Consider the following 13,453-nt stretch of genomic DNA (forward strand, 5'->3'; position numbering starts at 1 on the left):
CGCCAACGCTGGAAAGTGATGGAATCGAAGTCTTGAAAAATCAAGCGGTTAAATCGCAGATGCGGATCCTGGTCAGCAACGACGACGGTGTCGACGCCCCCGGTATCAAGATGCTTGCGTCGGTATTGCGTGACGCCGGTCATGAAGTGACGGTGTTCGCCCCGGACCGTGACCGCTCCGGTGCCAGCAATTCGCTCACCCTGGACCTGCCGATCCGGCTCAAGCGCATCGACCACTACACCTGTTCGGTGGCCGGCACCCCGACCGACTGCGTGCACCTGGCACTGACCGGCGTGCTCGAGTACGAGCCGGACATCGTGGTGTCGGGCATCAACAACGCCGCCAACCTGGGCGACGACGTCATCTACTCCGGCACCGTGTCGGCGGCGATGGAAGGGCGGTTCCTGGGCCTGCCGGCAGTGGCCATGTCGCTGGTGACGCGCAACCACGAGCCGCGCAACTTCGAGACCGCCGCGCGCGCCGCGGTGGAGATCGTGACCCGGCTCAAGGCCGACCCGCTGCCCGCCGACACCATCCTCAACGTCAACGTGCCGGACCTGCCCTGGAGCGAGATCCGCGGCTTCGAGGTCACCCGCCTGGGCAACCGGCACCGTGCCGAAGGCTGCATCGCCCAGCGCGATCCGCGCGGCAACGAGGTGTTCTGGATCGGCCCGGCCGGGCGCGAACAGGACTCCGGCCCCGGCACCGATTTCCACGCGGTACGCAACGGCTTCATTTCGATCACCCCGATCCAGGTCGACCTCACCCGTTACCAGGCACTGGAGAAGGTGGCCAGTTGGGTAGGTGGGCTGACTGCCGCGCTGGACCAGCCCGCATGAGCCCGCGCCTGCGCCTGCAGCCCGAAGCGGTCGGCATCGGCATGACCTCCCAGCGCGTGCGCGACCGGCTGGTCGAGCGCCTGCGCGAGGCCGGCATCGCCGACGAAGACACGCTCAATGCCATCCGCGTGGTGCCCCGACATCTGTTCATCGACGAAGCGCTGGCCTCACGTGCCTACGAAGACACCGCGCTGCCGATCGGCCACGGCCAGACCATCTCCCAGCCGTGGGTGGTGGCCCGCATGACCGAAGCGGTGCTGAAATGCGCACCGAAGACCGTGCTGGAAGTCGGCACCGGCTCGGGTTACCAGGCCGCGGTGCTGGGCGCGGTAGGGCTGGAGGTCTACACCGTGGAGCGCATCGGCGACCTGTTGCGGCAGGCGCGCAAGCGCTTCCGGGCGCTGGGCATGAACATCCGCACCAAGCACGACGATGGCCGCGCCGGCTGGGCCGAGCACGGTCCCTTCGATGCGATCGTGGTGACCGCCGCGGCACCGGCGCTGGTGGATGCGCTGGTTGAACAGCTGGCCGTGGGCGGCCGCCTGGTGGCCCCGGTGGGTGGCCCCGGTGCGCAGTCGCTGGTGCAGTTGACCCGTCGCGATGACGGCAGCATTGAACAGCAGGTACTGGCACCGGTCACGTTCGTGCCGTTGCTGTCTGGCATGCTGGATTGATTCCCAGGAGCGTTACGTCATGAAGATCTTTGGTCCGCTGTACGAGCGGGCGATGAAGTGGGCCGCGCACGAGCGCGCCCCGACCTATCTCACCGTGCTCAGCTTCATCGAGGCCATCATCTTCCCGGTGATGCCCGAGGTGATGCTGGCTCCGATGTGCGTGGCCCAGCCCAAGCGCGGCTGGTGGTTTGCCACCCTGAGCCTGTCCGGCTCGATGGCCGGTGCACTGGTCGGCTACGCGTTGGGGCATTACGCCTTTGAAGTGCTCAAGCCGGTGTTCGCCGCGCTGGGCATGTTGACCAGCATCGAGAGCGGCATCGCGGTGGTGCAGGCCAAGATGGCCGAGTCGCCGTGGGCGGTGTTCACCTTCCTGGTGCTGGGCGGCTTCATGCCGATCCCGATGAAGGTCTTCACATGGGCATCGGGTATCGTCGGCGTGCCGTTGCCGCAGTACTTCCTGAGCATGTTGATCGGCCGGGGCAAGCGCGTGTTCGTGCTGGCCGCGGTGATCCGTATTGGTGGACCGCGCGCGGAAGCTGCGCTGCGGCGTTGGATTGAACCGCTGGGCTGGATCGCGACCGTGCTGGTCGTGGCGCTGGTCGCCTGGCTTGTCTGGAGGTCGAAGTTCGCATGAGTGCTGATCGGTTGAACAAGGGAATGCGCGCCACGGCGCTGCTGCTGGCGGTGGCCACGCTGGGCGCGTGCGGTACCGCGACGGTGGTGAAGCCGGCTGGCGGCCGGGGCGGCACCGTGCACACCACGCCGCAGGCGTCGGTGGCCAAGCCGGGCCAGACCGCGGTGATCCGCAAGGGCGACACCCTGTATGCGCTGGCGCGCATCCACAACATCACCCCGCGCGATTTGGCCGCCTGGAACGGGCTGTCCGAGCCGTACACGATCTATCCGGGGCAGACCCTCAAGCTGTATCCGGGTGGCGGCGCACCGGGTCGGGCGCCGACCACGGTGGTGACCGCGCCGCGTCCCGGCACGACCACCCCGGTGGCCACGCCGACGCCGTCGCCGACCACCGCCATCAAGAGCAACATCAGCTGGCGCTGGCCGGCCGATGGGGCATTGGTGGGCAGGTTCGTGGGGGCCGACGTCACCAAGCAGGGCGTGGACATTGCCGGCAGCAGCGGCCAGCCGGTCCGCGCCACGGCGCAGGGCGTGGTGGTGTATTCCGGTGCCGGCCTGGTCGGCTTCGGTGAACTGATCATCATCAAGCACAGCGACCAGTGGCTGTCGGCCTATGGCCACAACCGCAAGCGCCTGGTCAACGAGGGCCAAAGCGTGAAGGCGGGCGAGCAGATTGCCGAGATGGGCCGTACCGGCACCACCCGCGACATGCTCCACTTCGAGATCCGTTACAACGGCAAGCCGGTCGACCCGCTGCTGTACCTGCCGCCGCGGTAATCGGAGCAGCCGACCAACGGTCGGCTCTACCGGGTATTTCCGCGCAGCCGACCGACGGTCGGCTCTACCGGGTATTCCGTGCAGCCGACCAACGGTCGGCTCTACCGGGGATTCCGCGCAGCCGACCGACGGTCGGCTCTACCGGGCATTCCGTGCAGCCGACCAACGGTCGGCTCTACCGGGCATTCCGTGTAGCCGACCAACGGTGGGCTCTACCGGGTATTCCGCGACCGGGTAGAGCGACGCCATGCGTCGCTGCGGGGTCGAACATGCAGGCCCTTCCGCACCCGCGTACCCACCCATGGGGTGGCTCAACATCCGGGCCGGGGCCATAGGCACAAAAAAGGCCGCTCGCGGCGGCCTTTCCTGAACGAAAATCGCCGGTTTCAGCCGGTCAGGATGAACGCCGCCGCCACCTTGCGGCCTTCGCCGGCCAGGATGTTGAAGGTCCGGGCCGCCGCCGGGTTGTTCATCACTTCCAGGCCGATGCCACGGGTCAGGCAGGCGGCCATCACGGCGGCCGGCGGGAACACCTGGGTTTCGCCCGTGCCCAGGACCACCAGCGCCGGATTCAGCGCCAGCACCGGCTGCAGGTGCTCGGGGGTCAGTTCGGCAATATTGGCCACCGGCCACGCCTCGATCAGCGTTTCCGGGGTCAGCACGAAGCTGCTGGCCAGGGTGCGGTCATTCACCTTCGCGGTGCGGCCATCGGCGGCGCGCAGGGCGTAGGCGTAATCGGGCAGTTCGTGACTCAGTTGCATCGTGGGGTCCGGATCAGCCGCGCGGCAGCACGATCTGGCGCATTTCCTTGCTCGGGCGGTACAGCACGGCCACATGGCCGATGCGCTGCACCAGCGCGGCGCCAGAGGCGGTGGTCAGTTCGGCGATCATGGCGTCACGGGCATCGCGGTCTTCGGCGGCCACCTTCACCTTGATCAGTTCATGGCGTTCCAGAACTTCCTCCAGTTCGGCCAGGAAGGCCGGCGTGACCCCCTTGCCGCCGATCTGCAGCAGGGCTTTCAGATCATGGGCATGGCCGCGGAGGAAGCGGGTCTGGGCAGAGGTCAGGGCAATAGACATTCAGGAACAAGCGGTTAACTGGGGCGATCAGGGTATCATGACCACCCGTTCCGGCCCTATTACCAATGGTATCGCGCAGCAAGAGCAGTCAACGCTGGTTGAAAGAACACTTTTCCGACCCCTTCGTGAAGAAGGCGCAGGCAGAGGGCATGCGCTCGCGCGCCGCTTACAAGCTGGAGGAGCTGCTCGCGCGTGACCGGTTGCTGAAGCCGCACATGGTGGTGGTCGACCTGGGCGCGGCCCCGGGCGGCTGGTCCCAGCAGGTGCGCCGGCAGATCGGCGACACCGGCCGGGTGCTGGCCCTGGACATCCTGGAGATGCCGCCGCTGGCCGGCGTGGAGTTCCTTCACGGAGACTTCAGGGAGCAAACCGTCCTATCGGAGTTTGAAGCGATGCTGGGGGATCAGCCGGTAGACCTTGTTCTGTCGGATATGGCCCCCAATAAAAGTGGCATGGACGCGGTCGACCAGCCGCGGATGATGCACCTGGCGGAGTTGGCGTTGGAATTTGCCGACAACCATCTCAAGCCGGGTGGTGCGTTCCTGATCAAGCTGTTCCAGGGCGTGGGCTTTGACGACTACGTGCGCGAGATGCGCCGCCGGTACGACAAGGTCGCCATCCGCAAGCCGGAAGCGTCCCGCAAGCGCTCTCCCGAGGTGTATGCCTTGGGGCAGGGCAAACGCGCGCAGATCAAGTAAGCTCAACCATACGAATCGCGTCAGGAATTAGAGGAACACCGGAGCCAATGAGGATGAACGACTTGACCAAGAACCTCCTGCTATGGGTGGTCGTCGCCGTGGTGCTGATGGTGGTCTTCCAGAGCTTCTCGCCCAAGAGCAGCGGCGCGGGAGCCCAGGGCGCGACCTATTCGCAGTTCCTGGACCAGGTGGACAGCGGCAACGTACAGAAGGTCACCTTTGCCGGTGACGTGCGCGGCGGCACCAGCCAGCTTTCCTACACCACCCGTGGCGGCCAGTCGGCCACCATCACCGCGCCCTACGATCGTGACCTGATCAACGTGCTGCGCGGCAAGAACGTGGAAATCGTCCAGGAAGAGCCGTCCAGCGGCATCTCGCTGGGCGCCATCTTGATGAACTTCCTCCCGGTGATCCTGATCATCGGCTTCTGGTTGTTCATCATGCGGCAGATGCAGGGCGGCGGTGGCGGCTCCAAGGGCGCCATGTCCTTCGGCAAGTCGCGCGCCAAGCTGCAGGGCGAGGACCAGATCAAGGTCACCTTCGCCGACGTCGCCGGCTGCGACGAAGCCAAGGAAGAAGTCGGCGAACTGGTCGACTTCCTGCGCGACCCGACCAAGTTCACCAAGCTGGGCGGCAAGATCCCGCGCGGCGTGCTGATGGTCGGTCCGCCCGGTACCGGCAAGACCCTGCTGGCCCGCGCCATCGCCGGCGAGGCCAAGGTCCCGTTCTTCTCGATCTCCGGTTCGGATTTCGTGGAAATGTTCGTCGGCGTCGGCGCCAGCCGCGTCCGCGACATGTTCGAGCAGGCCAAGAAGCAGGCGCCGTGCATCATCTTCATCGATGAAATCGACGCCGTTGGTCGCCACCGTGGTGCCGGCCTGGGCGGCGGTCATGACGAACGCGAGCAGACCCTGAACCAGCTGCTGGTCGAGATGGACGGCTTCGAGGGAGGCGAGGGCGTGATCGTCATCGCCGCCACCAACCGTCCCGACGTGCTGGATCCGGCGCTGCTGCGTCCGGGTCGCTTCGACCGCCAGGTCGTGGTGGGCCTGGCCGACGTGCGCGGCCGCGAGCAGATCCTCAAGGTGCACATGCGCAAGCTGCCGCTGGCCGACGACGTCGAGCCGATGGTGATCGCGCGCGGTACCCCGGGCTTCTCCGGTGCGGACCTGGCCAACCTGTGCAACGAGGCGGCGCTGTTCGCCGCGCGTGGTGGCGAGAAGGAAGTCCGCATGGACCACTTCGACCGTGCCCGCGACAAGATCCTGATGGGTGCCGAGCGCCGTTCGATGGCGATGAGCGAAGAAGAAAAGACGCTCACCGCCTACCACGAAGCCGGCCATGCCATCGTCGGCCGCCTGGTGCCCGAGCATGATCCGGTCTACAAGGTCACCATCATCCCGCGCGGTCGCGCGCTGGGCGTGACCATGTACCTGCCGGAAGGCGACAAGTACTCGATGAACCGCGTGGCGATCGAATCGCAGCTGTGCTCGCTGTACGGCGGTCGTGTGGCCGAAGAGCTGATTTTCGGTACCGACAAGGTCACCACCGGCGCGTCCAACGACATCGAGCGCGCCACCAAGATGGCCCGCAACATGGTTACCAAGTGGGGCCTGTCCGACGAGCTGGGTCCGATCGCCTACGGCGAGGAAGACGATGAAGTGTTCCTGGGCCGTTCGGTGACCCAGCACAAGAGCGTCTCCGACGACACCGCGCGCCGCATCGATGAAGTGGTGCGCAGCATCCTGGACAAGGCCTACGCCCGGACCACCGAGCTGCTGACCGCCAACCTCGACAAGCTGCACACCATGTCGCAGCTGCTGCTGCAGTACGAGACGATCGACGTGCCGCAGATCGATGCGGTCATGGAAGGTCGCGATCCGCCGCCGCCGATGGGCTGGGAAAAGTCCAACAAGGACGGTGGCAACGGCAGCAACAACGACAAGGGCGGCGACGCCCGTCCGGTGCCGCCGATCGCCGGTCCTGCCGAGCAGCTGTAAGCAGGCAGTGATGTGAATGACGAAGGCCGGGGCAACCCGGCCTTCGTCGTTTCCGCGCCATAATGGCGCCCTCGTTTTCGTCGTCCGTTCCGGAGCTGCCATGTCCATCCCGCCCCCGACCCCGGTGTCGCACACCGCCGAAATGGTGATCGCCACGGTGGTGGGCGTAGGCATCGGCCTGTTCCGCGACAACTTCCTGCTGGGCGCCGGCATCGGCATCGCGTTGGGCATCCTGCTGAGCATTGCCAAGACGCTGTACGTGGATCGCAAGCGCCGCCAGCAACGCTGAGCGAGGCGTCCCGGGCTGGTGGCGATGGGCCGGCGTAAACTACGCGCTGGCGTATTCCGTGGACCTGCCCATGTTCGACATTTCCCCCCAGCTCGATTGCGGCGGCCGCGTGCTGCGACTGGACCGCCCGCGCGTGATGGGCATCGTCAACGTCACCCCGGATTCGTTCTCCGACGGCGGCGCCCACGACACCGTGGAGGCGGCGGTCGCGCATGGCCTGCAGCTGGTGGCCGAGGGCGCCGACCTGCTGGACATCGGGGGCGAGTCCACCCGTCCCGGCAGTGCGCCGGTGCCGGTGGAGGAAGAGCTGCGCCGGGTGATCCCGGTGATCGAGCGGTTGGCGGCGGAAACCGCGGTGCCGATCAGCATCGACACCTTCAAGCCGGCGGTGATGCGTGCCGCCGTGGCCGCCGGCGCCGGCATGATCAATGACATCCATGCCCTGCGTCAGCCCGGTGCGCTGGACGCGGCCGCCGACCTCGGCGTGCCCGTGGTGCTGATGCACATGCAGGGCGAGCCGGGCAGCATGCAGGACACCCCGCACTACCACGACGTGGTGGCCGAGGTGCATCGCTTCCTGACCGAGCGCATGTTCCAGGCCGAGATGGCCGGTGTGGCCAAGAAGCACCTGGTCATCGACCTGGGCTTCGGCTTCGGCAAGACCACCGAACACAACATGACCTTGCTGGCACGCTCGGCGCGGTTCCTCAATCTCGGCGTGCCGATGCTGGCGGGCCTGTCGCGCAAGCGCAGCATCGGCGAGCTGACCGGCCGCGAGCAGCCGCGCGACCGCGTGGCCGGCTCGGTGGCCGCGCACCTGATTGCCGCCCAGCGCGGCGCGATGCTGCTGCGCGTGCACGACGTGGCTGCCACGGTCGACGCACTCAAGGTATGGGCGGCGGTGGACGCGGTGCCGATGCCGCGCGTGGACGCCGCCCCGGCGATGCCGCGCTGGCCGGACGACGCCTGATGGGCGCAGACCAGCGTCCGCTGGCGATCGCGGTGATGGGCCCGACGGCGTCGGGCAAGACCGCCACCGCGATCGCACTGGCCCAACAGCTGGGCGGCGAGATTGTCAGCGTCGATTCGGCGCTGGTCTATCGCGGCCTGGAGATCGGGTCGGCCAAGCCGGATGCGGCCGAGCGCGCGCAGGCCCCGCACCACCTGCTGGACCTGCGCGATCCGTGGCAGACCTATTCAGCGGCCGAGTTCGCCGCCGATGCCGCGCGCGCCGTCGCCGACATCGTCGCCCGTGGCCGCATGCCGATCCTGGCCGGCGGCACCGGGCTGTATTTCCGTGCGCTGCTGCAGGGGCTGTCGCCGATGCCACCGGCCGATCCCGACACCCGCGCGCGGATTGCCGAACAGGCGGCCGCCGAGGGCTGGGCGGCGCTGCACGCCGAACTGGCCGGCATCGACCCGGTGGCCGCGGCGCGCATTCACGCGACCGATCCCCAGCGCATCCAGCGTGCGCTGGAGGTGTACCGGCTGAGCGGCACCCCGATCAGCGAATGGCAGAAGCTGCCCGGCGTGGATCGCCTGCCGGTGCGTACCCTCAAGCTGGTGCTGGCCCCGCGCGAGCGCAGCGTCCTGCATCAGCGCATCGAGACCCGCTTCGACGCCATGCTGGCCCACGGCTTCCTGGACGAGGTCCGCGCCCTGCGCGCCCTGCCGGAGATGACCCGGGTGGCGGCGCCGCTGGACCTGCCGGCCATCCGCGCGGTCGGTTATCGCCAGGCCTGGGAATTCCTGGACGGGCAGGGCAGTGCCAGCCAGTTCCGCGACCGGGGCATCCAGGCCACCCGCCAGCTGGCCAAGCGCCAGCTGACCTGGCTGCGCGGCGAGCTTGATGTGCGCTGGTTCGACCCCCATCTGGATAAGGCTTCCCTGGCAGACGCGGTGTCGACCTTCGTCGCACGCTGACTCCACGCCTTCTCCCCTCCGGCCCGTGTACCATCAAGGATTCCGGTGGGCGGCGGGGGCCGTGGAACTGCCGGAAGACCATAAAAACAATAATCAGGAGTTGGCAATGTCCAAGGGGCAATCGCTGCAGGACCCGTTTCTCAATGCACTTCGGCGCGAGCGCGTGCCGGTTTCGGTGTATCTGGTCAATGGCATCAAGCTGCAGGGAACGATTGAATCGTTCGATCAGTTCGTGGTGCTGCTGCGTAATACGGTGAGCCAGATGGTGTACAAGCACGCCATTTCGACCGTGGTACCGGCACGCAACGTGCGGGTCGGTCCGGGCGGCGGCTATGTGCAGTCCAATGAAGGTGGCGCCGAAGGCGTCCAAGGTGAAGACGACGTTGAGTAATACGTTCGGTATTTTCGGAGAACTGCGTGTTTGACCGTTCCAAGCGAGGCGAACACGCACTCCTGATCCAGCCGCATTCCGGCCGGCTCGAAGACGATGTGCTTGAAGAGTTCACCGATCTGGCCCGCTCGGCAGGGGCCAGCATCGCGGCGACCGTGACCGCGCGCATCGATCGGCCCAATCCGTCGATCCTGATCGGCACCGGCAAGCTGGACGAGGTGAAAGCCGTGGCCGATGCCACCGGCGCCGACCTGATCCTGGTCAATCATGCGCTGTCGCCGGGGCAGGAACGCAACCTCGAACGCTTCCTGGAACGGCGCGTGATCGACCGTTCCGGGTTGATTCTGGACATCTTCGCCCAGCGTGCGCGCAGCCACGAAGGCAAACTGCAGGTCGAGCTGGCGCAGTTGCGCCACATGTCCACCCGGCTGATCCGCGGCTGGACCCATCTGGAGCGTCAGCGCGGCGGTTCCATCGGCCTGCGCGGCCCGGGTGAAACCCAGCTGGAAACCGACCGCCGCCTGCTCCAGAAGCGGGTCGAGCAGCTGCAGAAGAAGCTGGAAAAAGTGGAAGTGCAGCGCACCCAGATGCGCCGCGCACGCGTGCGCAGCGAGTTGCCGCGCGTGGCCCTGGTGGGCTACACCAATGCGGGCAAGTCGACGCTGTTCAATGCGCTGACCGGTGCCGAGGCGTATGCCGCCGACAAGCTGTTTGCCACCCTCGACCCGACCGTGCGCCGCATCATCGTGCCCGGTGGCAGCGTCGTGCTGGCCGACACCGTCGGCTTCGTGCGCGACCTGCCGCATGAGCTGGTGGCTGCGTTCCGCTCGACCCTGAGCGAAGCGCGCGAAGCCGATTTCCTGCTGCACATCGTCGATGCGGCCGATCCGCACCGCGAGGAGCGCATCGCCCAGGTCGACGAAGTACTGGCCGACGTCGGTGCAGGGGATCTGCCGCAGCTGCTGGTCTTCAACAAGATCGACCGCATCGACGGTGCCGACGTGCGTCACGACGCGCAGGACGGCATCCCCGATGAGGCGCGCCGTGAGCGGGTCTGGATTTCCGCGCGCGACGGGCTTGGCCTGCCGCTGCTGCAGTCCGTACTGGGCAAGCGGCTGGGCCTGCAGCATGTCACCGGCGAACTGCGGCTGCCGCCCAGTGCCGGCCGGCTGCGCTCGCGCCTGCACCAGCTGGAAGTGGTGCGCAGCGAACAGGCCGACGAAGACGGCTGGCTGCTGGATGTCGACCTGCCCATCGCCGAGGCCGAGAAACTGGCGGCGGGCGAGGGCGGCGAACCGATCCGCGCCCTACTGCCGGAAAAGCTGCCGGAGTGGTAGCCCCGGCCGGCGCCCACGCCCCGTAGCGCCGGGCTCTGCCCGGCTGTTCGCGATCCGTAGCGCCGGGCTCTGCCCGGCAGTTCGCGATTCGTAGCGCCGGGCTCTGCCCGGCTGTTCGACACCTTCAAGCCGGGCAGAGCCCGGCTCTACATGCATCGGCCGCCCACGGGCACCGGTCGCGACACTGCGTCGCACGCCCCGCACACGACACCGCCGTCGATATCGGCTAAAACGGGGGCATTCGTCCCCCGTTCCAGGATCCCCATGCACGTCCCCACCGATGCCGAACTCGGCGTCCTCGCCCGTGATGTCGGCCAGCGCCTGCAGCAGGCTGCCCTGCAACTGGTCAGCGCCGAAAGCTGCAGCGGCGGCTGGATCGCCAAGGCGATGACCGACGTGGCCGGCTCGTCGGCGTTCTTCGATTGCGGCATGGTGGTCTACAGCTACGAGGCCAAGCAGCGGCTGCTCGGCGTGCGCGCGCACACCCTGGAACAGTTCGGCGCGGTCAGCCGTGAAACGGTGCTGGAAATGGTCTCCGGCGCGTTGATCAATTCCGGCGCCGGCATGGCCGTGGCCGTGACCGGCATTGCCGGCCCCGGCGGCGGCAGCCCGGACAAACCGGTGGGCAGCGTCTGGATCGGCTGGAAGCAACGCGGCGGTTACGCCCGGGCGCAGCTGTTCCAGTTCGATGGCGACCGCGATGCCATCCGCCGCCAGACAGTGCAGCAGGCACTGACGGGAATTTTCGCCCCGGTGTGACATCCTGAGCGCGTGCGTCGACAGGAGCTGTACCGATGTGGGAAACGCTGGGCACCGTGCGCGACCTGGGGCGATTGCAGGAAATCGCCTCGGTCCTGATCCGCTATGGCTTTGGCGACCTGGTGCGCCGGATCGGCCTGGCCGACGTGCTGGAGCGGGCCGGGCGCCTGCTGCACTGGAACGACACCGAGATGCTGCGCATGACCGCCCCGGTGCGGGTGCGTCGCGCAATGGAGGACCTGGGCCCCACCTTCGTCAAACTCGGGCAGGTGCTGGCCACCCGCGTGGACCTGTTCCCGCCGGACTGGATCGCCGAATTCTCCGAACTGCAGAACGCCGTGCCCGCGCTGCCCTACGCGCAGGTGCGCGAGCAGCTGGAAGCCGACCTGGGCGCGCCAGCCACCGAGGTATTCGCGTGGCTGGATGAAACCCCGATGGCGGCCGCCTCGCTGGCCCAGGCCCATCGCGCAACCCTGCACGATGGCACCGCGGTGGTGCTGAAGATCCGCCGACCCGGCATCCGCGAAGTGATCGAGGCCGACCTGCGCCTGCTGGCCCGGCTGGCCGAGATCGTCGAAGCGCGCCTGCCGGACCTGCAGCGCTACCGCCCGGCCGAAGTGGTGCAGCAGTTCCAGGTATCGCTGCGTCGCGAGCTGGATTTCGCTGCCGAATGCCGCAACGCCGAGCGTATCGCCCGCAACTTCCAGGGGCGCCAGGACATCCTGATACCCAACGTGCACTGGCAGTGGACCTGCGAAAGCCTCAACGTGCAGGACTTCGTGGATGGCATTCCCGGGCGCGACCTGGTCGGCGTCGACGCAGCCGGCCTGGACCGCGTGCAGCTGGCGCGACGTGGCGCCCACATCGTGCTCAAGATGGTGCTGGAGGACGGGTGTTTCCATGCCGACCCGCACCCGGGCAACATCATTTACCTGCGCGACGGGCGGATCGGCGTGATCGATTTCGGCATGGTCGGTGCCATTTCCGAACAGCGTCGCTTCCAGGTCGCGCAGCTGCTGCACGGGCTGGTCAGCCAGGAGCCTGAAGCGGTCTCGGACGTGCTGCTGGACTGGGCCGGTGGCGTGGACGTGGACGAATCGCGGCTGCAGCAGGACATCAGCACCTTCGTCGACCAGTACCGTGGCGTGCCGCTCAAGGACCTGCACATGGGCCTGATGCTGGGCAACATCACCACGCTGCTGCGCCAGTACTCGCTGACCCTGCCGGCCGATCTGGCGCTGATGATCAAGACCTTCCTGACCCTGGAGGGCATGGGCCGCCAGCTCGACCCGCAGTTCGACATGGCCAGTGCGGCGCGGCCCTACCTGGAACGGGTGATGTGGCAGCGCTATGCCCCCGGCGCGGTGCTCAAACGCGGCAAGCGCAGCCTGGTCGGGGTGATGGACCTGCTCGGCGACCTGCCGCGCGACGTCCGCCGCCTGCTGCAGATGGCGCGCCGCGGGCGCCTGCAGCTGAAAGTAGAAACCACCGCGCTGCAAGGCTTCGGCGACCAGGTCAACCGCGCCGCCAACCGGCTGGTGATGGGCATCGTGACCGCCGCGCTGATCATCGGCTCCTCCATCGTCATGCACAGCGTAGGCGGCGTCTCCAGCCGCTGGCTGCTGGCGCTGGGCGTGGCCGGCTTCATCGGCGCGGGTTTCTGTGGCGTGTGGATACTGTTTTCGATCTGGCGCAGCGGCAAGAACCCCTAGGGTTCTTGCCGCTGGGATCCGAAGGATCCCGCAATCTGCCGCCAACGCGGCAGATTGCACGTAGAGCCGACCGTTGGTCGGCTGCTCTACCCGACCGCCTTCATGACCCTCCAGCCCCGTCGCCGCCCTCACTTCGCCGGCCATGAACGCCAGATCGCGGCCACCCACCAACGGTCGGTGGCTACCGGTCCAGCCACCACAGATCAGGTTCGCCGCCCATACGCCGTTGCAGCCCGATCAGACACCGCCCGGTAGAGCCACCCCACGGGTGGCTGCTCTCCGTTTCGGCCGTCATGAACCTCTGATCCTTGGGATTGCACACGCCAAACCCCGGAAAC

15 protein-coding genes are annotated in these 13,453 nt (G+C 67.4%); 13 read left to right on the plus strand and 2 right to left on the minus strand.

Translation table 11 applies throughout. From position 1 onward, the window contains the following. The first annotated feature begins 59 nt into the window (after positions 1 to 59). From surE to AC6CHL_RS10285, 4 genes are read left to right on the plus strand one after another with little or no spacing between them, the layout of a single operon-like run. Positions 60 to 839: a 5'/3'-nucleotidase SurE gene (gene surE / locus AC6CHL_RS10270; RefSeq protein WP_038689150.1), complete on the plus strand. Its 780-nt coding sequence runs from the start codon at positions 60 to 62 to the stop codon at positions 837 to 839. Beyond that, positions 836 to 1,513, plus strand: a complete 678-nt coding sequence (locus AC6CHL_RS10275) for a protein-L-isoaspartate(D-aspartate) O-methyltransferase (RefSeq protein WP_038689147.1) — start codon at positions 836 to 838, stop codon at positions 1,511 to 1,513. Before surE ends, AC6CHL_RS10275 begins: the two co-directional genes overlap by 4 nt. A 19-nt stretch (positions 1,514 to 1,532) precedes the next feature. Continuing rightward, positions 1,533 to 2,147, plus strand: coding sequence for a YqaA family protein (locus AC6CHL_RS10280; RefSeq protein ID WP_038689145.1), 615 nt, complete (start codon positions 1,533 to 1,535; stop codon positions 2,145 to 2,147). Next, positions 2,144 to 2,926: a peptidoglycan DD-metalloendopeptidase family protein gene (locus tag AC6CHL_RS10285; RefSeq protein WP_038689143.1), complete on the plus strand. Its 783-nt coding sequence runs from the start codon at positions 2,144 to 2,146 to the stop codon at positions 2,924 to 2,926. The genes AC6CHL_RS10280 and AC6CHL_RS10285 overlap by 4 nt, the downstream gene beginning before the upstream one ends. Positions 2,927 to 3,312: 386 nt before the next feature. Here AC6CHL_RS10285 and AC6CHL_RS10290 read toward each other — a convergent pair whose 3' ends face one another. Further along, positions 3,313 to 3,687 (minus strand): Mth938-like domain-containing protein, encoded by a 375-nt coding sequence (locus AC6CHL_RS10290; protein ID WP_137189133.1) that lies wholly within the window; start codon positions 3,685 to 3,687, stop codon positions 3,313 to 3,315. A 13-nt stretch (positions 3,688 to 3,700) separates the two neighbouring features. Further along, positions 3,701 to 4,006, minus strand: coding sequence for a ribosome assembly RNA-binding protein YhbY (gene yhbY, locus AC6CHL_RS10295; RefSeq protein WP_038689139.1), 306 nt, complete (start codon positions 4,004 to 4,006; stop codon positions 3,701 to 3,703). Between the two features lie 65 nt (positions 4,007 to 4,071). On the opposite strand from yhbY, the gene rlmE reads away from it, so the two are divergent. From rlmE to ubiB, 9 genes are all read left to right on the plus strand, one after another. Further along, a complete protein-coding gene (gene rlmE, locus AC6CHL_RS10300; protein WP_038689137.1) occupies positions 4,072 to 4,704 on the plus strand; it encodes a 23S rRNA (uridine(2552)-2'-O)-methyltransferase RlmE in 633 nt (210 codons plus the stop codon). A 53-nt stretch (positions 4,705 to 4,757) separates the two neighbouring features. Next, positions 4,758 to 6,704 (plus strand): ATP-dependent zinc metalloprotease FtsH, encoded by a 1,947-nt coding sequence (ftsH, locus tag AC6CHL_RS10305; RefSeq protein ID WP_038689135.1) that lies wholly within the window; start codon positions 4,758 to 4,760, stop codon positions 6,702 to 6,704. A 100-nt stretch (positions 6,705 to 6,804) separates the two neighbouring features. Further along, complete coding sequence (locus tag AC6CHL_RS10310; RefSeq protein WP_038689133.1) at positions 6,805 to 6,993, plus strand: hypothetical protein; 189 nt, start codon at positions 6,805 to 6,807, stop codon at positions 6,991 to 6,993. A gap of 70 nt (positions 6,994 to 7,063) precedes the next feature. Beyond that, positions 7,064 to 7,963: a dihydropteroate synthase gene (folP, locus tag AC6CHL_RS10315; RefSeq protein WP_498294297.1), complete on the plus strand. Its 900-nt coding sequence runs from the start codon at positions 7,064 to 7,066 to the stop codon at positions 7,961 to 7,963. Then, complete coding sequence (gene miaA, locus AC6CHL_RS10320; RefSeq protein WP_038692327.1) at positions 7,963 to 8,916, plus strand: tRNA (adenosine(37)-N6)-dimethylallyltransferase MiaA; 954 nt, start codon at positions 7,963 to 7,965, stop codon at positions 8,914 to 8,916. The genes folP and miaA overlap by 1 nt, the downstream gene beginning before the upstream one ends. 106 nt (positions 8,917 to 9,022) lie before the next feature. Then, on the plus strand, positions 9,023 to 9,307 hold the full coding sequence (gene hfq / locus AC6CHL_RS10325) for an RNA chaperone Hfq (protein ID WP_137190031.1): 285 nt from the start codon (positions 9,023 to 9,025) through the stop codon (positions 9,305 to 9,307). 26 nt (positions 9,308 to 9,333) lie between these two features. Continuing rightward, the gene (gene hflX, locus AC6CHL_RS10330; RefSeq protein WP_038689128.1) at positions 9,334 to 10,644 is read left to right on the plus strand and encodes a ribosome rescue GTPase HflX; all 1,311 of its coding nucleotides are present in this window, start codon (positions 9,334 to 9,336) and stop codon (positions 10,642 to 10,644) included. 264 nt (positions 10,645 to 10,908) lie between these two features. Then, positions 10,909 to 11,403, plus strand: a complete 495-nt coding sequence (locus AC6CHL_RS10335; RefSeq protein ID WP_137189137.1) for a CinA family protein — start codon at positions 10,909 to 10,911, stop codon at positions 11,401 to 11,403. 35 nt (positions 11,404 to 11,438) lie between these two features. Further along, positions 11,439 to 13,115 (plus strand): 2-polyprenylphenol 6-hydroxylase, encoded by a 1,677-nt coding sequence (gene ubiB, locus AC6CHL_RS10340; RefSeq protein WP_038689124.1) that lies wholly within the window; start codon positions 11,439 to 11,441, stop codon positions 13,113 to 13,115. The last annotated feature ends 338 nt before the right edge of the window (positions 13,116 to 13,453 follow it).

The organism is Stenotrophomonas sp. GQ19 (genome assembly GCF_059758695.1).